The sequence below is a fragment of the Pseudomonas sp. GCEP-101 genome (assembly GCF_025133575.1).
Taxonomy (GTDB): domain Bacteria; phylum Pseudomonadota; class Gammaproteobacteria; order Pseudomonadales; family Pseudomonadaceae; genus Pseudomonas; species Pseudomonas nitroreducens_B.
On record NZ_CP104011.1, the window covers coordinates 5,161,639 to 5,183,922 of the forward strand.

Sequence of the window (22,284 nt, forward strand, 5' to 3'; positions counted from 1 at the left end):
GCATGGATGCCGCGAGAGCCGCGATGGGCCAGGGATGGCCTGTCGCGGCGTGCCCCTGGAACTGCGATGGACCGAGGGCATTTTTCGCCTAAGCGAAAAACCGGATGTCCGGGGCAAGACCTTTGCCTTCTTTGGGGCGTTTGCCAAAGAAGGTCGCCCGAGGGGGCGAAACAGGAAGTCCCCGCGCACGTCGAAGCGGCGCATGAACACCCTAACCGACGCAGCAGCCCTGAAGATCGCCGCGACAGCCACCGCCGGCCCTGCCGACGGATCGCGGGCATGGCCCGCTCTTACACGAACCGCAGCCAACCTGTAGGAGCGTGCCATGCACGCGATCGCGGACGGAGTCCGCTCCTACGTCCACCGAAACACCGAAGCCAACCTGTAGGAGCGAGCTTGCTCGCGAACCACCTCCTGCCATCGTCCCGACCGGTACCACCGTGGCTCGGAGCGGATGACCGATTGCGTGCATGGCCCGCTCCTACACGAACCGCAGCCAACCTGTAGGAGCGTGCCATGCACGCGATCGCGGACGAAGTCCGCTCCTACAGTCGGTGCAGCGCTGGCTTACCAGCGAGCCGCCAGGAAGTCCGCCACACGTCGGTAATAGCCCTCCACCTCCGGCACCAGGTTGCCCATGCGCAGGAAGTCATGGGTCATGCCGCAACAGCGCTGCGCCTCCACCTCCACGCCCTGCGCCACCAGCGCCTGGGCGTAGGCCAGGCCTTCGTCCAGCAATGGGTCGAACTGCGCCGCGAACAGCAACGCCGGCGCGCAGCCCTGCAGGACCGCCCCCGCATGCACCGGCGAACAACGCCAATCCCGGCGCTGCGCAACGTCAGGCACGTACTGCTGGTAGAACCAGTCCAGGCTGGCGGTTTCCAGCAGATAGCCCTCGGCGAACAGCTCCTGGGACTCACTGCGCGCGCTGGCATCGGTGGCCGGGTAGAACAGCAGCTGCGCGCACGGTTGCGTGGCGCCTTCGCCCGCCAGTTCGGCGCAGAGCACGGTGGCCAGCGCAGCGCCCGCGCTGTCGCCACCCACAGCGAGGCGCTGCGGGTCCAGGCCGAGGCTGGTGGCCGAGCCCAGCAGCCAGTTCCAGGCATCGCGCGCATCGCGTACGGCTGCGGGGAACGGCGCTTCCGGCGCCAGGCGATACCCCACCGAGATCACCGCGCAATCGCAGTGCCTGGCCAGCCACCGGCACAGGCCGTCATGGGAATCCAGGCTGCCCACGGTGTAGCCACCGCCGTGGAAATACAGGATCGCCGCGTCGCTGGAGCCCACCGGCCGATACAGGCGCACCGGCAACTGCCGGCCCTCCCGCGCGGGGATCAGCAGGTTCTCCACCGGCATCGACGGCGCGCCGGCCTTGAGCGATTCCGAGGAAGCCTCGAAGTCCTGCCGCGCCTGCTCCAGCGGCAGTTCGTGCAGCGCCGAGCGGCCCGTGCGGCGGCCGTCGTCGACCATGTCCAGGAAGGCGGAAATCTCCGGGTGCAGCATGCCCACCTCATTCATCAATGCATTCATACCGTGGCTCGCTCCTGGCGCGCGGTGCTTTCCACCTGGGCGCAGCAATGGCCGATCACCCCCTCCAGTTCCGTGCGCAACTGCGCCATCAGCGCTTCGATGCGCGACGGACGGAATACCCGCCGGCTGAACAGGCAGCGCAGGGTCAGCTCGCCGTCGTAGACCTGGCCGACGATTTCCAGCCAGTTGTTCATCGGCGTGCTGGCGGCGTAGGTGTCGCCGGGTTTCTCCTGCAGCGGCACGAACAGCGCCTGGTCATCGAAGCTCTGGTCGAACTGGCCGAGGTAGTTGAAGGTGACGCGCGGCTCGGCGCGGGCGGCGAGCTGACGGCGCAGCGCGCTGTCGCCCAGGTAGCGCAGGGCGCCGTAGCCGATGCCCTTGTCCGGCACCGCGCGCAGTTGCTGGCGGATCGCCGGGATGGCCTGGGCGTAGCCGCCCTGCCCCGGTGTCAGGCGCAGCGGGAACAGGCTGGTGAACCAGCCCAGGGTGCGGCTGTGGTCGACGCCCTCGAGGATGTCCTCGCGGCCGTGGCCCTCCAGGGCGATCAGCACCGATTCGCTGTCGCACCATTGGCACAGGGTGCGGCCGAGGGCAGTCAGCAGCAGGTCGTTGATCTGCGTGCGATAGGCCTCCGGCGCCACCTTCAGCAGACGCTGGGTCTGCTGCCGATCCAGGCGCAGGAACACCTGCTCCAGGTACGCCATGCGCGCGGCGCCGCGCGGGTTGTCGCGCTGCGGCTCGCCCAGGCCGGCGGCGTCGGTCTGCTCCAGCCAGTACGGCAGGTCGGCCTGGGCCAGTTGGCTGTCGGCATACTCGCGCAGGCCTTCGGCCCAGGCGCGGTACGGACTGGTGCGCGAGAAACGGGGCGCCGGCACGCCGGCGAGCTGCGCCGCGTAACGCTGCTGCAGCTCCTCCAGCAGGATGCGCCAGGACACGCCGTCCACGCCCAGGTGGTGGATCACCAGCAACAGGCGCTGGGTGCCATCGGCCAGGTCGGTGAGCACGCCGCGCAGCAGGCGGCCTTCAGCCAGGTCCAGGCTGCGCTGCGCCTGGTTGGCGATCAGCAGCGCCTCCTCGGCGTTCGCCGCCTGCCGCTGCCAGAGCAGCGTGCCGGTGATCTCGCTGGCCTCACGCGTGCGCTGGCGCCACAGGCCGTCAGCCCCGCGGGCGAATGACAGGCGCAGGCTGCCGTGTTCGGCCAACAGGCCTTGCAGCGCCGCTTCCAGCGCCTCGGCGACGAGGTGCTGGCGGCACTCCAGCAGCACCGCCTGGTTGAAGTGATCCGGTTCCTCCAGCTGCTGCTCGAACATCCACTGCTGGATCGGCACCAGGCCGAAGGACTCTCCATCGTCAGCCGCTGCCACGGTCGCTGTGGACGCTGCCTCGGCCACGCTCCCGGCGCGCTCCAGCAGGCCGGCGATGGTCTGGTACTGCAACAGGTCGCGCAGGCGGATCTCCACGCCCTCGCCCAGCGCCAGGCGGGCACGGGAGACGATCTGCAGGCTGAGGATGGAGTCACCGCCCAGGTCGAAGAAGTTGTCGCGAATGCCCACGCGCTCGACCTGCAGCACCTCCTGCCAGATGACCGCCAGGGCGCGTTCGCGCTCGTTGCGTGGGGCCTCGTAGGCCTCGCCCTGCCAGGTCGGTTCGGGCAGGGCCTTGCGGTCGATCTTGCCGTTGGGCGACAGCGGGAAGCGCTCCAGCCGCAGGATCTGCGCCGGCACCATGTAGTCGGGCACCTGCGCGCGCAGGAAGCTGCGCAGCGCATCGCCGTCCGCCTCGCCCACCACGTAGCCGACCAGTTGCTTGCCGCTGATACCGTCGCGGGCCACCACCAGCGCCTCGCTGACCTGCGGGTGGTCCTGCAGGCGCGCTTCGATCTCGCCCAGTTCGATGCGGAAGCCACGGATCTTCACCTGGTGGTCGATGCGCCCGACATAGTCGATCACGCCATCGGCGCGGCCGCGCACCAGGTCGCCGGACCGGTAGAGCCGCCCGCCGCCGGCACTGAACGGGTCGGCGACGAAGCGCTCCGCAGTCAGCCCGGCGCGCGCATGGTAGCCGCGCGCCAGCCCCTCGCCGCCGATGTACAGCTCGCCGGCCACGCCCAGCGGCACCTGGCGCAGTTGCTCGTCGAGGATGTACAGCGTGCGCGCACCGACGCCCTTGCCGATGGGCGCGTAGGCGGCCTCGCAGGCGGTATCGCGGTCGGCCTTCCACAGCAGCGGCGTGACCACGGTTTCCGTGGGGCCGTAGCCGTTGATCAGGTGCTCGGCCCGCAGCGCGCGCTTGGCCAGTTCGAAGCTGGCGTTGGGCACCGCGTCGCCGCCGAAGCAGTAGATGCGCACCGGCGGCGGGTTGCCGTCGCGCAGGGCGTGCTCGGCCAGTTGTTGCAGGTACACCGGCGGGAACGCCGCCACGCTCACCTGTTGCTCGTGCAGCACGCGGTAGGTCTGTTCCGGGGTCCACAGCTCGTCGCCGCGCAGCACCAGGCCGCCGCCGTGCACCAGGGTGGTCAGCCAGCGCTCGTGGGCGCCGTCGAAGGCGAAGGACATGAAGTGCAGCTCGCGGGTCGCCGCGTCCATCCGGTACAGCTCGCCGATGGCGGCGCAATGCATCGCCAGCGGGCCATGGCTGACCGCCACGCCCTTGGGCTTGCCGGTGGAGCCGGAGGTGTAGATCAGGTACGCGAGGTTTTCCGGCTCCAGCGCGACCACCGGCAGGTCGCAGTCTTCGCCAGTGAGGTCAAGGCCATCCAGCTCCAGGCAGGTCACGCCCGCCGGCAGCGGCAGGCGCGCGCGCAGGCGGCTGTCGGTGATCAGCAGCGCGATGCCGGCGTCGGCCATCTGGAATTCCAGGCGCTCGCGCGGGTACTCGGCGTCCAGCGGCACGTAGGCGGCGCCGGCCTTGAGCACCGCCAGCAGCGCCAGTGGAAGGCGCACGCCGCGCGGCAGCGCCACGCCCACGCGGACTTCCGGGCCTACACCGAGGGCCATCAGGCGATGGGCCAGGCGGTTGGAGTCGCGCTCCAGCGTGGCGTAGTCGAGCTGCTCGGCGCCGCAGATCAGGGCCACGGCCGTGCCGCGCTGGGCAGCCTGGCGGGCGATGGCCAGGTGCACCGGTTCGGGCGTCGGCAGCAGCTGGTGCGGCCCACGGCAGGCCGCCAGGGCCTCGCGGTCGCGGGCGGACAGGCATTGCAGCTGGCCAATGCGCTTGCCGGCGCCGTGCAGCAGGCTGTCCAGCACCTGTTCCAGGTTGCCGCGCAGGCGCGCCACCGCGTCGGCGCTGAAGTGCGCGCGCAGGTACTGGTACTCGATCTCCAGGCGCTCGCCGACGCGCACGGCCAGGTCCATGGGGATGCTCGTCTCGTCCTTCGACTTCAGTTCGCCGAAGCGCAGCCCCCGGGCGCTGCGCAGTACCTCGTCCACCGGGTAGTTCTCGAACACGATGATGCTGTCGAACAGCGCCTGCCCGGCCTGGCCGGCCCAGCGCTGGATGTCGTACAGCGGCGTGTGCTCGAACTCGCGCACTTCCAGGTTGTAGGCCTGCAGCTCGCGCAGCCAGTCGCCGAGGTCGGCGTGCTCGGCCGGCGCCTGGACGATGGGCAGCGTGTTGATGAACAGGCCCAGCAGGCTGTCGGCGCCGGGCAGTTGCGCGGGCCGCCCGGCCACGGTGGCGCCGAAGGCCACGCGCTGCTGGCCGGTGTAGCGCTGCAGCAGGAGAATCCAGGCCGCCTGCACCAGGGTGTTGAGCGTCACCCGCTGGCTGCGGGCAAAGGCCTTGAAGCGCTCGGTGGCCGCCGCGTCGTAGCGGCTGTATTCCAGGCCGTGGCCGCTGCCGTCCGCCGGGCGCGCCAGGCTGTCGGCGAGCACGGTGGGCTGGGCGAAACCGTTCAGGCGCGCGCTCCAGAAGTCCTGGGCCTGTTGGGCTTCCTGGGCCTGCAACCAGTGGATGTAGTCGCGGTAGCGGCCCTGCTCGGCGATGGTCTCGCCGTTGTAGCGGCGCAGTGCTTCGGCGAACAGCTGGGCGTTGCTCCAGCCATCCAGGAGAAGGTGGTGATGGGTATAGACCAGTTGATGGCTGGCCTCGCCGCTGCGCACCAGCACCAGGCGCAGCAGCGGTGGCCGCGCCAGGTCGAAGCCGCGGCTGCGCTCGGCGGCGGCGAGTTCGCCCAGCGCGGCGTCCATGTCCTCGCGGCCACGCCAGTCGAGCACCTCCAGCGGCAGCTCGACGTGCCTGTGCACCGCCTGCACCGGCTGGTCCAGCCCCTCCCAATGCACACTGGCGCGCAGGTTGTCGTGGGCATCCAGCGCGGCCTGCCAGGCGGCGCGGAAGCGCTCCACATCCAGGTCCTGCACCTCCACGCGCAGCTGGTTGACGTAGACGCCGCCCTCGCTGCCATCCACGCCATGGAACAGCATGCCCTGCTGCATGGGCGACAGCGGATAGAGGTCCTCGATCTGCTCTGGCTCCAGTCCGAGCGCAGCCACTTGCGCGGCGTCGGGCGCCTCGATGGCGGCAGCGGCAACCGGCGCATCGGCCGCGACGAAATCACCGGCAACGCGGGCCAGCGCCTGCAGCGTCTGGTGCTGGAACAGGTCCTTCGGGCGAAGGTGCAGGCCGGCGGCACGGGCGCGGCTGACCACCTGGATGGAGACGATGGAGTCGCCGCCCAGCTCGAAGAAGTTGTCGTCCAGCCCCACCCGCTCAAGGCCCAGCACCGCGCACCAGATGCCCGCCAGGGTCTGCTCGCGCGGGCTTTGCGGCGCGCGGTAGGTCTTCTGCAGCTGGCTGAAGTCCGGCTCCGGCAGTGCCTTGCGGTCGAGCTTGCCGTTGGGGGTCAGCGGCATGCGCTCGAGCGGGACGATCTGCGCGGGGACCATGTAGTCCGGCAACGCTTCCAGCAAGGCGGCACGCAGGTCGCTCTCGATCGGGCCGGTCACGTAGCCCACCAGTTGCTTCACCTGGCCCGTGTCGCGGGCGATCACCACCGCCTCGCGCACACCGGGCTGGCCCAGCAGGCACGATTCGATCTCGCCCAGCTCGATGCGGAAGCCGCGGATCTTCACCTGGTGATCGATACGGCCGAGGTACTCCAGTACGCCGTCGGCGCGCCAACGGGCGAGGTCGCCGGTGCGGTACATGCGCGCGCCGGTTTCCCTAGCGTAGGGATCGGCGACGAAGCGCTCCGCGGTCAGCGCCGGGCGTCCGTGGTAGCCGCGGGCCAGGCCGTCGCCGGCGATGTACAAATCGCCCGCCACGCCAATCGGCGCGGGTTGCAGCTCGCCATCGAGGATGTACAGCCGGGTGTTGCCGATGGGCTGGCCGAGCAGCGCGCGGGCGCCCTGGTCGATCTTCCAGGCCGCCGACCAGATGGTGGTTTCGGTGGGGCCGTAGAGGTTCCACAAGGCTTCGGTCTGCGCGGTGAGCTTGTCCGCCAGCTCGGCGGACAGCGCCTCGCCGCCGCAGAAGAAGCGGCAGCCGCGTAGACGCGGGAAGTCCTCGTGGCCGCTGAGCAGCGTCCAGGTGCTTGGGGTCGCCTGGATCACCGTCACGCCCTGCTCCAGCGCCACGCCGAGCAGGCGCGACGGGTCGCGGGCGACGTCGCGGTCCACCAGCACCACGCGGCCGCCGACCAGCAGCGGCAGGTACAGCTCCAGCGCGGAGATGTCGAAGGACAGCGAGGTCAGCGCGAGCACGCGGTCCTGCGCATCGAGGCCGGGTTCGCGGGCCATGCTGAGCATGAAGTTGACCACCCCGCCGTGGCGCACCGCGACGCCCTTGGGCTTGCCGGTGGAGCCGGAGGTGTAGATGACGTAGGCGAGGTCGTCGGGCCGCGCGAGGTTCGGCAGGTCGCTGTCGGCGTAGCCCTCCAGCAGCGCCCAGTCGCGGTCCAGGCAGAAGGCGTGGGCGCCGGTCTGCGGCAGCTCGCCGAGCAGGTGCTGCTGGGTCAGCAGCAGGCGCACGCCGCCGTCTTCGAGCATGTGCGCCAGGCGTTCGGCGGGGAACTCCGGGTCCAGCGGCACGTAGGCGCCACCGGACTTGAGCACCGCCAGCAGCGCCACCGGGAGCTCCACCGAGCGTTCCAGGGCGACGCCGACGCGGCTGTCCGGGCCGACGCCCTGCTCGCGCAGCCAGTGCGCGAGGCGGTTGGCGCGGCGGTTCAGCTCGGCGTAGCGGAGGCTGCGCTGCCCGTCGGTGAGCGCCACGCCATCCGGCGAGCGCTGCACCTGCTGCTCGATCAGCTGGTGCAGGCAGGCGTCGCGCGGGTAGTCCAGCGCGGTGGCGTTCCAGCCGTGGAGCAGTTGCTCGCGCTCGCTGCCGCCCAGCAGGGGCAGTCGCGCCACCGGGCATTGCGGGTCGCCCACGATGCCGTGCAGCAGGTTGAGGAAGTGCTCGCCGAGGCGCGCGATAGTCGCCGCGTCGAACTGGTCGGCGGCGTACATGAACTGTCCGCGCACCTGGCCGTCGCGGCTTTCCTCGGTGTTCAGGGTCAGGTCGAACTTGGCGATGCCGCTGTCCAGTTCCAGGCTCTCCAGCTGCAGGCCGCCCGGCAGTTCGCGCAGGGCGTCGCGGCGGCTCGGCTGGTGGTTGCAGGCCACCTGGAACAGCGGGTTGTAGCTCAGGCTGCGCTCGGGTTGCAGCGCATCCACCAGTTGCTCGAACGGCAGGTCCGGATTGGCCTGGGCGCCGAGCACCGCGTCGCGGGTGCGGGCGAGGAAGGCGTTGAAGGATTGGTCGCCATCGATGCGCGCCGACAGCACCTGGGTGTTGACGAAGAAGCCGATCAGCCGCTCGCTCTCGGGGCGGCCCCGGCCGGCGATGGGCACGCCGACGCGCAGCTCGCGCTGGCCGCTGTAGCGCGACAGCAGCACTTGGTAGGCCGCGAGGATGAGCATGAACAGCGTGGCGCCCTGCCCCCGCGCCAGCTCGCGCAGGGAATCGCCGAGGGCGCGCGGCAGCTCGAAGTCCAGCGTCGCGCCGCGATAGCTCTGCACCAGCGGCCGCGGACGGTCGCCCGGCAGGGTCAGCAGCAGCGATTCATCGCCCAGCTGGTCCTTCCAGTAGGCCAGCTGCCGCTCGCCCTCGCCCGCAGCCAGCCACAGGCGCTGCCAGCGGGCGATGTCGCTGTACTGGACCGGCAGGGGTTCGAGATCGGCGTGTGCGCCTTGGACGTCCGCGCTGTACAACGCCGCGAACTCATCGATCAGCACGCCGATGGACCAGCCGTCGGCAATGATGTGGTGCAGGTTCACCAGCAGCAGCGCCTCGCCCGGCAGGCGCGCCAGGTGCAGGCGCAGCAGCGGGCCGTCGGCGAGGTCGAAGGGGCGCTGGGCGCAGTCGTTGAGCCATTGCCGCGCCTCGGTTTCGCCCGAAAAATCCGTCGTCTCCAGATACGCTGGCCCCGGCGGCAGGATGCACTGCATCACGTCACCTTGCGGCGGATCATCGTGCCGGCCATCTGCGCTGCGGAACACCGTGCGCAGGCTTTCATGGCGCGCGATCAGCGCGGCAAAGGCCCGCGCCAGCGCACCTTCGTCCAGCGCGCCGCGCAGGCGCACGGCGGCGGGAATGTTGTAGGCGGCGCTGTGCGGCTCCATCTGCCAGAGGAACCACAGCCGCGCCTGGGCCGCCGAGAGCGGCGCGCGCTCGCGCCCCTCGCGCAGGATTGGCAGGCGCGACAGGCTCACGCCTTTATCGCGCAGCTGTCGCAGGAAGAGGATCTGCTTGTCCTCGGGCAGCGCGCCCAGGCGCTCCGCGACCTGTTTCAGCTGCGCATCCATCGGCTGGTTCATTGCCCCACTCATCACAGATTCTCCAGCTCGCCGAGCAGCTCATCCATCAGGTTCAGTTCCTCTTCCGCGCTGGCAGTGCCTGCGCGCTCTGTTTCGATCCAGGCGGCCAGCGCAGCGATGTTGCTCAGCTCGAACAGGCGGTGCAGCGGCAACTCAAGGCCCAGGCGCTGGCGCAGGGTCAGGCCGACCTGGGTGAGCAGCAGCGAATGGCCGCCCAGTTCGAAGAAGTCGTCGTGCAGGCCGACGCGCTCCACCTGCAGCACGTGCTGCCAGATGCCGGCCAGTTCGACTTCCAGGTCGCTGCGCGGCGCCACGTACTCGCGCAGGCTGTCGCCCAGCTGCGGGTCCGGCAGGGCCTTGCGGTCCAGCTTGCCGTTGGGCGACAGCGGCATGGCATCGAGGGTGATGATCCGCGACGGCACCATGTAGTCCGGCAGCTCGCCTTGCAGCGCCTGGCGCAGGACTTCCGGCTCGGCACTGGCGACCACGTAGGCCAGCAGCACGCCGTCCCTGGCCACCACCACCGCTTCGCTGACCTGCGGGTGAGCCTGCAGGCGCGCTTCGATCTCGCCCAGCTCGATGCGCAGGCCGCGAATCTTCACCTGGTGGTCGAGACGGCCGAGGTATTCGATGGCACCGTCGTCGCGCTGGCGCGCCAGGTCGCCGGTGCGGTACAGGCGATCACCGCTGCCGAAGGGGTCAGCGACGAAACGCTCGGCGGTCAGCCCGGGCCGCGCGTGGTAACCGCGCGCCAGGCCCACGCCGCCGATGTACAGCTCGCCGGCCACGCCCTGCGGCACCGGCTCCAGGCGCTCGTCCAGCAGCACCAGGCGCAGGTTGTCGATGGGCCGGCCGATGGGCACCACCTGCCGCGCGTTGTCCTCCTCGCAGGCCCAGAAGCTGACGTCGATCGCCGCCTCGGTCGGGCCGTAGAGGTTGTGCAGCTTCGCACTGCTGCGCTGGCGGAACTGCTGCTGCAGCGCATAGGGCAGCGCTTCGCCGGAGCACATCACCTGCCGCAGCGACGGGCAGCGTTCCAGCTCGCCGGACGCCACGAAGGCCTGCAGCATCGAGGGCACGAAGTGCAGCGTGGTGACCTGCCCCGCCTCGATCACCTGGCGCAGCGCCGCGGGGTCGCGGTGCGCACCGGGTGCGGCGACCACCAGGGCGGCGCCGGTCAGCAACGGCCAGAAGAACTCCCACACCGACACGTCGAAGCTGAACGGGGTCTTCTGCAGCACGCGATCGGAAGCATCCAGCGCGTAGGCCTTCTGCATCCAGTTCAGGCGATTGACCAGCGCGCGATGGCTGTTGCCGGCGCCCTTGGGCTTGCCGGTGGAGCCGGAGGTGTAGATCAGGTAGGCCAGGTTCTGCGGGCTGCCGAGGATGGCCGGGTTGTCCTCGGACGCCGTGGCGATTTCGCTCCACTGGCTGTCCAGGCAGACCATTACGGCATTGCTCGCCGGCAGGCGCTCCAGCAGGTGCTGCTGGGTCAGCAGCAGGCTCACGCCGCTGTCGCTCAGCATGTGCTGCAGGCGCTCCTGCGGGTAGTCCGGGTCCATCGGCACGTAGGCGCCGCCGGCCTTGACGATGCCCAGCAGCGCCACGACCAGCTCCACCGAACGCTCGGCGGCCACGCCGACCAGCACGTCCGGGCCGACGCCCTGGCCGCGCAGCCAGTGCGCCAGCTGGTTGGCACGGGCATTGAGCTGGGCGTAGCTCAGGCGCTGCTCGCCGAACTGCACGGCCAGCGCCTGCGGGGTTGCCGCCACCTGGCACTCGATCAGTTCCTGCAGCTGCACGTCCGCCGGGAATGCCGCCGCGGTGTCGTTGCCGCCTTGCAGCAGTGCGCTGCGCTCGGCGTCGGCCAGTTGGCTGACGCGGCCCAGCGGACGCTCGGCATCCTCCACCAGGGCCAGCAGCAAGCGCTCGAAGTGGCCGCGCAACTGCTCGATCTGGCTCGCGCTGAAACGGTCGGCGCGGTAGGTGTAGCGCACGTCCAGCTGTTCGCCGGCGCTGGCTACCAGGGCCAGGGCGTAGTTGGTGCCGTCCACCGGGTGGTGGCCGAGGATGCGCAGGTCGTCCTCGCTGGACGACGCCAGCGCCGCATCCATGGGGAAGTTCTCGAACACGATGAGGCTGTCGAACAGCGCCTGGCCGCCGCGACCGGCCCAGCGCTGGATGTCGTACAGCGGCGTGTGCTCGAACTCGCGCACGTCGAGGTTGAAGGCTTGCAGCTCGCGCAGCCAGTCGCCGACGCGCTGGGCGTCATCCGGCGCCTGGACAATCGGCAGGGTGTTGATGAACAGGCCGAGGCTCTCCTCCGCCCCCGGCAGCGTGGCCGGGCGCCCGGCCACGGTGGCGCCGAAGGTCACGCTGCGCTGGCCGCAGTAGCGTTGCAGCAGCAGCGCCCAGGCACCCTGCACCAGGGTGTTGAGGGTGATGCGCTGGGCCTGGGCGAAGCGTTGCAGCGGTGCGCTGTCGAGGCGGCTGTGCAGCTCGCGCAGCGGCTCCTCGCGGAAACCGGCGCTGCAGGCGGTGGCCAGCGGGGTCGGCTCGTCGCCCTTCAGGCGCTCGCGCCAGAAGCTCTCGCCCGCCGCGCCGTCCTGGGCGTGCAGCCAGCCAATGTAGTCGCCGTACTGCGCGGCCGGTGCCGGCAGTGCTTCGCCACGGTAGAGCGCGAGCACTTCGCCGATCAGCCGCGCGCTGCTCCAGCCGTCCAGCAGCAGGTGGTGGCAGGTCCAGATCAGGTGGTAGCGGCGCTCGCCGAGGCGCACCAGCGCCAGGCGTTGCAGCGGCGGCTTGGCGAGGTCGAAGCCGAGGTTGCGCTGGGCGTCGGCGACGCTTTCCAGCTGCTGCGCGCTGACCTGCTGGTCGCGCCAGTCGAAGGACTGCACCGGCAGCTGCACGTCGCGCAGGACGAACTGCAGCGGCGCGGCGTCTGCGCTGGCGAGGAAGCCGGTGCGCAGGTTGGCGTGGCGGGCGATGACCGCGCGCCAGGCAGCGAGGAAGCGCGCCTCGTCGAGGCCGTCCAGATCGACCCGCAGCTGGTTGACGTAGAGCGAGGAGCCCGGCACGTCAAGGGCGTGGAACAGCATGCCCTGCTGCATCGGCGACAGCGGATAGAGGTCTTCCACGCCGGCCGGCAACGGCAGTGCGTCGAGCTGTTGCTGATCGAGACCGAGTAGCGGCAGCTCGGTGGCTTCCAGCTTGCGTGGGGTGTTCAGGCAATAAGCGACCAGTGCTTGCAGCTCGGCGCGCAGCAGGGCTTGCAGCTCGGCGATGTCCGCCGCGTCGAACATGGCGCTGCTGTAGGTGACTTCCAGGCTCAGTTCACCACCGAGCACGCGGCCGGCGTAGACCAGCGCATTGCCCAGCGCAGCGTTCAGCGGTTGGCTGCGGCCCACGCCTTCGAAGGCCGGCAGGAAGTCGGCGTCGGCGAAGGCTTGGTCGAGCTGGCCAAGGTAGTTGAAGGTCACCTGCGGCGCCGGCAGGTCACGCAGGCTGGCGGCGTGGCTGCTCAGGTAACGCAGTTGGCCATAGCCGATGCCGGCGCGCGGCAGGTTGCGCAGGTGTTCGCGGGTGGCGCGCAGGTCCGCACCCGGCTCGCCGCCGGCTTGCAGGCGGACGGGATAGAGCGCGGTGAACCAGCCCACGGAACGGCTCAGGTCCAGCGCGGCTTCGCCATCGAAGGCGTCGCGGCCGTGGCCTTCCATCTCCACCAGCGCAGAGCTTTCACCAGTCCAGGCACACAGGGCGCGGGCCAGCGCGGTCAGCAGCAGGTCGTTGATCTGCAGGCGCTGCGCTTTCAGTGCCGGGCCGAGCAGTTGGCGGGTGGTCTCGGCGTCGAGGCTGAAGCGCGCGTTGGCGGCTTCCTTCCAGGTGACCGGCGCGTCGCTGCGGGCGCGGGTCAGACGCGGCGCATCGCGCAGCTGGGCCTGCCAGTAGTCCAGCTCGGCGGCCGCCTCGGCACTGTTGGCCGCCGCCTGCTGGCGGGCGCTCCAGGCCTGGTAGCTGTCGCTGCGCGGCAGAGCGGCAGGCATGCGGCCGGCGCGCAGCTCGCGGTAGGCGTACTGCAGGTCTTCCAGCAGGATGCGCCAGGACACGCCGTCCACCGCCAGGTGGTGGATGACCAGCAGCAGGCGTTCACCGCCGTCGGCCAGGCTGACGTGCATGGCACGCAGCAGCGGGCCGTTGGCGATGTCCAGGCTGGCCTGGGCGTCGTCGCACAGGCGCTCCAGGGTGCGGGCGTCCGCCGCGCGGCGGCGCCACAGGAGGGTCATGTCGAGTGGGCCCGGCTCGGCGTAGCGCTGGCGGCTGCCGTCGAAGCGCAGGCGCAGCGCGTCGTGCTGGCCGAGCAGCCAATGCAGCGCGCGGGCCAGGAGGTCACCGTCCAGTGCTTCGCGCGGCTGCAGCAGCAACGCCTGGTTCCAGTGGTGACGCTGGGCGCCCGGCACGCGCTCGAAGAAGCGCGCCTGCACCGGCGACAGGGCCACCTCACCGCTGACGGCGGTCACTGGTGCGGGCGCTGCCGGTGCCGTCGGGGCGCGGCTTTCCAGCCACTGCGCCAGCTGGCGGACGCTCTGCCGCTCGAACAGCTGTTTCGGGCTGAGCTTGTACCCGAGTTTACGAATGCGCGCGATGATCTGCAGGCTGAGGATGGAGTCGCCACCCAGCTCGAAGAAGTTGTCCTGCGCGCCGACGCGCTCGACCTTCAGCACCGCCTGCCAGATGTCGGCGATGCGCTGTTCCAGTTCGGAGAGCGGCGCGCTGTCGACGCTCCTGGCGACCGCTTCGGCGCGTGGCAGGGCCTTGCGGTCGACCTTGCCGTTGGCGTTCAGGGGCAGGCGCTCCAGCAGCGTCAGCTGGGCTGGCAGCAGGTAGTCCGGCACGCTGGCCGCCAGGGCGTCGCGCAGGCTGTCCACGCCCTGCCCTTCGGCCACGACCCAGGCCAGCAGCTTGATCGGGCCGTCGTTGTCACGCTCGGCCAGGGCCACGGCGTCGCGCACGCCGGGCAGTCGCTTGAGGGCCTGGGCCAGCTCGCCCGGCTCGACGCGGTAGCCACGGATCTTCACCTGGTCGTCCACCCGCCCGAGGAATTCCACCTCGCCGCGACGGCTCAGGCGCACGCGGTCGCCGCTGCGGTACAGGCGCTCGCCGTCGACTTCCACAAAGCGCTCGGCGGTCATCTGCGGCAGGCCGAGATAGCCCAGCGCCAGGCCGGCGCCGCCGAGGTACAGCTCGCCGGGCACGCCGGGCAGCAGGTCGCGGCGGTTCTCGTCGAGCACGCGCAGGCTGGTGTTGGCCAGCGGCGTGCCGATGGGCAGGCTGGCCGCGGGCAGAGCGTCCGGCAGCGACCATTCGTGAGTGAGCACGCCGACCGTAGATTCGCTGGGGCCGTAGTGGTTGACGATGCGCAGCGTGGGAGCGAGCTCGCGGATGGGCTGCAGCAGCGCGCGGTCGCAGGCTTCGCCGCCCAGCACCAGCAGGCGACGCGGCAGTACCGCAGCGGCGTCGGGCGCGGCGGCGAGCAGGCCGGCGAGATGGCTGGGGACGATCTTCAGCACGTCCACCTCCTGCATGAACGCGGCGAAGCGCTCGGCGTCGGCCACCGCCTGGGCATCGGCCAGGTGCAGGCGGCCGCCGCCGCACAAGGCGCCGAACAGCGTGGTGTGGCCGAGGTCGGCGGCCACCGAGGAGACCATCGCCAGGCCCAGGCCGCGGGCGCGGCCCTGGTCCAGTTGCAGGCGTTCGAGCACGGCTTGCACGTAGTTGGCCAGCGCGGCGTGGCTGACGCGCACGCCCTTGGGCTGGCCCGTCGAGCCGGACGTGAAGATCACATAGGCGGCCTGCTGCGGGTCGATGCGCCGCGCGGGCGCCGCCTCGGCGCCCTCCTGCGGGCCACCGGCGGGGATCAGCAGGGCGGCGTCGCCGAACGCGTCCAGCAGCGCTACATCGCTCACCAGCACGCGGCGGATGCCGTTGTCGGCGAGCAGTTGGCGCAGGCGCTCGGCCGGTTGCGCCGGGTCCAGCGGCACGCAGGTGGCGCCGGCCTTGAGCACGCCCAGCAGCAGGAGCACCCACTGCGCGCTGCGCTCGTGGCAGATCGCGACGCACTCGCCCTGCTCCACGCCGCTGGCGATCAGGGCATTGGCCAGGCGGTTGGTGCGCTGGTCCAGCTCCGCGTAGGTGTAGCGGACGCCATCGTCCTGCACGGCGATGGCATCCGGCTGCGCGGCGACCTGGGCGGCGAACAGGCCGAGCACGTCCTGCTGCGGCCACTGCCGCGCTTCGCCACGACGGCGCGACGCCACCGGCCGCGGCAGCTCACCGAGGGCGCGCTGCGGTTCGGCGCACAGTTGGCGCAGCAGCGCGTCGAACTGGCCGGCGATGGCGGCGACGCTGTCCTCGTCGAACAGGTCGCGGGCATAGACGAAGCTGCCGCGCAGCTCGTCGCCCGGCTGGCCGTCGGTGTCCAGCGCCTCGGCCATGTCCAGGGCGAGATCGAAGCGCGCGCCGTATTGTTCCTCGCTGAACAGCTCCAGCTTCAGCGCACCGGCGTCGGGCAGGCGGCTGACGTCGAAGCCGAAATTGAACTTCACCTGCACCAGCGGGTTGTAGGCCAGGCTGCGCTCGGGTTGCAGGGCGTCCACCAGTTGCTCGAACGGCAGGTCCTGGTGCGCCTGGGCGCCGAGGGCCAGCGGCTTGAGACGGGCCAGCAGCGCGGCGAAGGACTCGTCGTCACGCAGGGCGAACGGCATGACCTGGGTGTTGACGAAGAAGCCGATCAGCCCTTCGGTCTCCAGCTGCTGGCGGTTGGCGATGGGCACCGCGACGCGCAGGTGGCGCTGGCCACTGCAGCGCTGCATCAGCACGGCGTAGGCGCCGAGCAGCAGCATGAACAGGGTGACGTCCTGCTCGCGGGCCAGCTGCTTGAGGCGGCTGCCAAGACCGGCATCCAGGCTGAAGCCGAGGCTGCCGCCACGGTAGCTCTGCACGGCCGGGCGCGGGCGGTCGGTGGCCAGTTCCAGCACCGGCCATTCCCGCTCCGCATCGGCGCCGCCCAACTGCTCGGTCCACCAGCTCAGCTGACGCTGGCCCTCCTCCCCCGCCAGCAGCTCGCGCTGCCACTGGGCGTAGTCGGCGTACTGCACCGGCAGCGCCGGCAGGTGCAGGTCCGCGCCCGCGGCGAAGGCGCCGTAGAGGCGGCTGAATTCGTCGACCAGCACGCGGATCGACCAGCCATCGGAGACGATGTGGTGCATCGTCAGCAGCAACACGTGGTCGGCATCGGCCAGCTTGAGGAGGGTCAGGCGCAGCAGCGGGCCGTTGCGCAGGTCGAAGGGGCGCTGCGCTTCTGTCTCCGCCAGGTGGCGCGCGGCGGCTTCGGCATCTTTTTCAGCGGACAGATCGACGCGCGCGAGATCCAGGGCCAGCCCCGGCTGGATGCGCTGGAAGGCCCGGCCATCCACCTCGTCGAAGGTGGTGCGCAGGGTTTCATGGCGCGCGACCAGGGCGTCGAAGGCACGGCGCAGTGCGGCCTCGTCCAGCGGGCCGCGCAGGCGCAGGGCGCCCGGCACGTTGTAGGCCGCGCTGGCCGGTTCCATCTGCCAGAAGAACCACAGGCGGCTCTGGGCGGCGGACAGCGGCAGGTCGCCGTCGCGGGCCACGGCGCGCAGGGCCGGACGCGCGCTGGGCGCAAGAGCCGCCAGCCGTGCAGCGAATTCGTCCAGGCGGCTGGCTTCGAACAGGTCGCGCAGCGGCACGTCGCAACCCAGGTCACGGCGCAGACGGGAGATGACCTGCGTGGCCAGCAGTGAGTGGCCGCCCAGCTCGAAGAAGTCGTCCTCGCGGCCCACGGCGGGCACGCCGAGTACTTCCGACCAGACAGCGGCGACGCGGCTTTCCAGGCCGTCGCGCGGGGCTTCGCTGGCGCGGGCGGCCTCTTGCGGTTCAGGCAGCGCCTTTCGGTCGATCTTGCCGTTGGCGTTGAGGGGCATCCGCTCCAGCACCAGCAGGCGCGACGGCACCATGTAGTCCGGCAGTTGCGCGCGCAGGGCGGCTTTCAGCACGTCCTCGGCGAGGCTGTCGCCACAGACATAGCCCAGCAGGTGCTTGCCGCGTTCGCTGTCGCGGGCGATCACCGCCGCTTCGCGCACGCCGGGCAGCGCGCGCAGGCGGGCTTCGATCTCGCCCGGCTCGATGCGGAAGCCACGGATCTTCACCTGCTGGTCGACGCGGCCGAGGTAGTCCAGCGCACCGTCTTCGCGCCAGCGCACGCGGTCGCCGCTGCGGTACAGTCGGCCCGCCTGGCCGTATAAACAGAAAGGATCGGCAACGAAGCGTTCGGCGGTCATGCCGGCGCGCTGGTGGTAGCCGCGGGCCAGGCCGTGGCCGCCGATGTACAGCTCGCCGGCCACACCACGCGGCAGCGGCTGCAGGCGGTCGTCGAGGATGTACAGGCTGCGCTCGCCCACCACCTCGCCGATGGGCGCGTAGGCGGCGCCGCAGGGGGTGTTCGCGTCGGCCTTCCACAGCAGCGGGGTGACCACGGTTTCGGTGGGGCCGTAGCCGTTGATCAGGTGCTGCGGCTTGAGCGCCTGGTGCGCCAGTTGGTAGGCCGCCTCGGGCACCGCGTCGCCGCCGAAGCAGTAGATGCGCATGCTCGGCGCGTGACCGGTGATCAACGCTTGTTCAGCCAGCTGTTGCAGGTAGGCCGGCGGGAAGGCCGCGACCGTCACCGCGTGGTGGCGCAATTGTTCGAGGGTCTGCTCGGCGGTCCACAGCGCGTCGTTGCGGATCAGCAGGCTGCCGCCGTGGGACAGCGCGGTGAGCCAGCGCTCGTGGGCGCCGTCGAAGGCGAAGGACATGAAGATCAGCTCGCGGTCGGCCTCGCTCATCGCGTAGCGCTGGCCAATGGCGCGGCAGTGCGCGGCGATCTCGCCGTGGGCGACGGCGACGCCCTTGGGCAGGCCGGTGGAGCCGGAGGTGTAGATCAGATAGGCGAGGTTCTGCGCCTGGATGTGCAGCAGCGGGCGCACGGCCAGGGCGTTGCCGAGGTCGGCTTCTTCCAGCACCAGGCGCTCGACCCCCTCGGGCAGCGGCAGGCGCTCGGCCAGCGCGGCGTTGGTCAGCAGCAGGTCGACGCCGGCATCCTGCATCAGCCAGGCCAGGCGCTCCTCGGGGTAGTCGACATCCAGCGGCAGGTAGGCGCCGCCGGCCTTCATCACGGCCAGCAGCGCCAGCGGGACGTCCACCCCGCGCGGCAGGGCCACGGCGACCCGGCGTTCAGCACCGATGCCGCGCTGGATCAGGCGTTGCGCCAGGCGGTTGGAACGATCCTCCAGCTCGGCGAAATTCACTTCGCGCTGCCCGTCGATCAACGCGACCTTGGCGGGGTGCCGGCGCGCCTGGGCGGCGATGGTTTCGCTCAGCGCCTCGAAGGCAGGCGCCTCCCCCGCCACGGCGATGCGCCAGTCGCTGGCGGGCAGCCAGTCGCGGGCGTCCAGCACGGCGTCGGCGTTAAGGTGCGGCAAGGCGCGCAGCAGGTCGAGGAAGTGCCCGACCAGGCGCTGCATGCCGGCGGCGGCGTAGCGTTCGCGGGCATAGCAGAAGCTCAGGCGCAGGCTCTGCTCGCCCTCGCGGACGCGCAGCACCAGGTCGAAGGGGGTTTCCAAGTCGAGCTGCTCCAGCGCTTCCACGCTGACGCCCGGCAGGCCATTGCCGGCGCGCGGCTGCCACTGGTGATCGAAGGCGACCTGGCACAGCGGATGGCGGCCATGGCCGCGCTCGGGTTGCAGCGCCTGCACCAGCTGCTCGAACGGCAGGCCCTGGTGTGCCTGGGCTTGCAGCAGGTCGTCGCGCAGCTGGCGGAGCACGCTGCGCAGGCTGGCGCCTTCGGGCAGCTCGCTGCGCAGCACCAGCAGGTTGACGAAAAAGCCGACCAGGCGTTCGCTGTCGAGCTGCTCGCGGCCGGCCTGGGTCAGGCCGATGCGCAGGTCGTGCTGGCCGCTGTAGCGCTGCAGCAGCAGGTTGTAGGCGCCGAGCAGGAGCATCGGCAGGGTCGCGCCGTGGGCCTGGGCCAGGTTGCGCAGCTTGCCGGTCAGCTCGGCGTCCACCTCGCGCTCGATCAGCTCGGCGCTCTGGCCTTTCTCGCCCGTTGCGAAGGGCAGTTCCAGCGGCGCATGGGAGGTGCCCAGGCGTTCGCTCCACCAGTCCAGCAGGCGCGCGCCCTCGCCCGCTTCCAGCGTGCTCTGCTGGGCGGCGGCGAGGTCGAGGTACTGGCGCGGCAGCGCCGGCAGCACCGGCTGGCGCTGTTCGACGATGGCGCGGTAGCACTCGGCGAATTCCTCCAGCAGCAGGTTCAGCGACCAGCCGTCGGCGATGATGTGGTGCACGCAGAGCAGCAGCGCCTGGCGGCCGCCGCCGAGGTTCTGCAGACGCAGGCGCAGCAGCGGGCCGTTGGCCAGGTCGAAGGGCTGCGCGGCGAAGGCATTGGCGTCCTCCTGGGCAGCGGCATCGCGGCGGGCGCTGCCCAGGGCGCTGAAGTCGCTCTCGCTCAGCTCCACGTGCGTGTCGTCGGACAGGCGCAGCGCCACCTCGCCGTCGGCCTGTTCGATGAAGCGGCTGCGCAGGGTTTCATGGCGGCCGAGCAGCACGGCGAAGGCCTGCTCCACCGCCGGACGGCGCAGTTCGCCGCGCAGGTTCATACGCCCGGCGATGTGGTAGACGGCGCTGTGCGGCTCCAGCTTCCAGAGGAACCACAGGCGGCGCTGGGCCGGCGACAGCGGCAGCAGGCCGGCACGCGGGACTTGCGGCACAGACTCGGCTTGGGTGATCGGCAGCGCGGCCAGGGCGGCGGCGAAGGCGCCCAGTTCCGGCGCTTCGAACAGCACGCGCAATTCCACGGCGCGGCCGAGGCGCTCACGCAGGCGCGCCATCAGTTGGGTGGCCTTGATGGAGTTGCCACCCAGGGCGAAGAAGTTGTCGTCGCGGCGGATCGCCGGCAGTTCCAGCACTTCGCTCCACAGCGCGGCAATAGCCTGCTCCTCGGCGGACAGCGCGGCGGCCGGTTTGGCACTGGCGCCGTCGCTGATCGGCTCGCCGGCACGCTGGATGGCATAGGCCTGCAGGCTGCCGTCGAGCAACTGGGTGCGGCAGGCCGAGCGTTGCAGCTTGCCGCTGGACGTCTTGGGCAGCGCGCCCGGCTCCAGCAGCGCCACCACCAGCGGCGCTTCCTGGAAGGTTTCCGCCACGGCGGCGGCGATGGCCCTGGCCAGCGCCTCGGCGGAGATCAGCTTGCGCACGCTGCGCCCGACTTCGGCGGCGATACCGATGCCCTCGCGACCCTGGTGCTCGATGGCGAAAGCGCAGACGCGGCCCTTGCGCACCAGGTCCACCTCGTCCTCGACACAGCGTTCGATGTCCTGCGGGTAGAGGTTCTGGCCACGGACGATGAGCATGTCCTTGAGGCGCCCGGTGACGAACAGGTCGTCGTTATGCAGGAAGCCCAGGTCGCCGGTGCGCAGCCAGGTGCGGCCGTCGCGCTCGACGAAGGTGCGCGCGCTGGCTTCGGGGTTGCGCCAGTAGCCGCGGGCGACGCTGGGGCCGCTGCTCCAGATTTCGCCGACGCGGTCGGGGCCGAGGATGTCACCGCTGAGCGGGTCGACCAGCTGGATCTCATGATCGGGCTGGGCGCCGCCGCAGTTGATCAGCGACGTACCCCGCCCCGGACGGGCGACGTTGTCGCCCAGGGCCTGGAGGTTCACTTCCAGCTGGCCGATGCCCTGGCCGCGCACGCCGCCGGTGACGAACAGGGTCGCCTCGGCGAGGCCGTAGCAGGCGTAGAAGGACGAGGCGTCGAAGCGCGCCGGGGCGAACCAGGCGGCGAAGCGTTCCAGGGTGTCCGGGCGGATCGGCTCGGAGCCGGAGAAGGCCACGCGCCATCGGCTCAGGTCGAGGCCTTCCAGGGCGGCCTCGTTGACCCGCTCGCAGCACAGGCGGTAGGCGAAGTCCGGCCCGCCGCTGACCGTGCCGCCGAAGCGCGCGATGGCTTCCAGCCAGCGGCGCGGGCGTTCGAGGAAGTAGCGTGGCGACATCAGCACGCATTCGATGCCGCTGTAGATCGGCTGCAGCAGGCCGCCGATCAGGCCCATGTCATGGAACAGCGGCAGCCAGCTGACGATCACGTCGTCGTCACCGATGCCGAAGCCATGGCGGATCAGCCGTTCGTTGGCGACCAGGTTGCCGTGGCTGACCTGCACGCCCTTGGGCGTCGAGGTGGAGCCGGAGGTGTATTGCAGGAAGGCGATGTCGTCATCGGCCAGCTCGGGCATCCGCCACTCCACCGCCAGCGCCGGGTCCGCCTGGTCCACCGCCAGCAGCAGGGGGCTCTCGCCATGGTCACGCGCGCAGGCCGGGCGCAGGGCCTCGATCAGCGTGGAGTCGGTGAGCACCAGGCTGGGCTGTGCGTCATCGAGGATCGAACGCAGCCGCGCCAGGTGCTGCGGGCGCACGGACTCCGGCGGGTAGGCCGGCACGGCGATGATGCCCGCGTAGAGGCAGGCGAAGAAGGCGGTGACGTACTCCGGGCCGCTGGGCAGCAGGAGCACGGCGCGGTCGCCCTGCTGGCCATGGCGCAGCATCCAGGCGGCCATGGCGCGGGCGCGCTCGTCCAGCTCGCGGAAGCTGATGGGGAGTTCGACGTTCTCGGCGATGAATCGCAGGGCAGTCTTGCGCGGCATTTCGCAGGCGCGTTGCAGCAGGGCCTCGACCAGGTTTCCTGCGGCTTCGTAGCGGTCGTTCATGACATCACCTGTTCTGGCGGCGGGTGTGGGGGGCCCGCCGGGGGGAAATTCGTGGGTTCAGCTGTGTTTGCGTTCTGTGGATCGGAGAGCCGAACTGCTCACTCGCTCCGATCGTCCCCTCTCCCTCTGGGAGAGGATTGGGGTGAGGGTGT

Annotated in this window: 3 protein-coding genes; all 3 read right to left on the minus strand. The window is 70.9% G+C overall.

The window, feature by feature from the left end; translation table 11 throughout:
* Positions 1 to 567 precede the first annotated feature (567 nt).
* The 3 genes from N0B71_RS23425 to N0B71_RS23435 are packed head-to-tail and all read right to left on the minus strand — an operon-like array spanning position 568 to position 22,132.
* The gene (locus tag N0B71_RS23425) at positions 568 to 1,530 is read right to left on the minus strand and encodes an alpha/beta hydrolase (protein WP_259755212.1); all 963 of its coding nucleotides are present in this window, start codon (positions 1,528 to 1,530) and stop codon (positions 568 to 570) included.
* On the minus strand, positions 1,527 to 9,326 hold the full coding sequence (locus tag N0B71_RS23430; protein WP_259755213.1) for a non-ribosomal peptide synthetase: 7,800 nt from the start codon (positions 9,324 to 9,326) through the stop codon (positions 1,527 to 1,529). The genes N0B71_RS23425 and N0B71_RS23430 overlap by 4 nt, the downstream gene beginning before the upstream one ends.
* 11 nt (positions 9,327 to 9,337) lie before the next feature.
* Positions 9,338 to 22,132, minus strand: coding sequence for a non-ribosomal peptide synthase/polyketide synthase (locus N0B71_RS23435; RefSeq protein WP_259755214.1), 12,795 nt, complete (start codon positions 22,130 to 22,132; stop codon positions 9,338 to 9,340).
* Positions 22,133 to 22,284: the final 152 nt, after the last annotated feature.

Bases quoted from the DNA above. Each gene is read 5' to 3' on its own strand.
- N0B71_RS23425 (WP_259755212.1), bottom strand. From the start codon at position 1,530: ATGAATGCATTGATGAATGAGGTGGGCATGCTGCACCCGGAGATTTCC.
- N0B71_RS23430 (WP_259755213.1), bottom strand. From the start codon at position 9,326: ATGAACCAGCCGATGGATGCGCAGCTGAAACAGGTCGCGGAGCGCCTG.
- N0B71_RS23435 (WP_259755214.1), bottom strand. From the start codon at position 22,132: ATGAACGACCGCTACGAAGCCGCAGGAAACCTGGTCGAGGCCCTGCTG.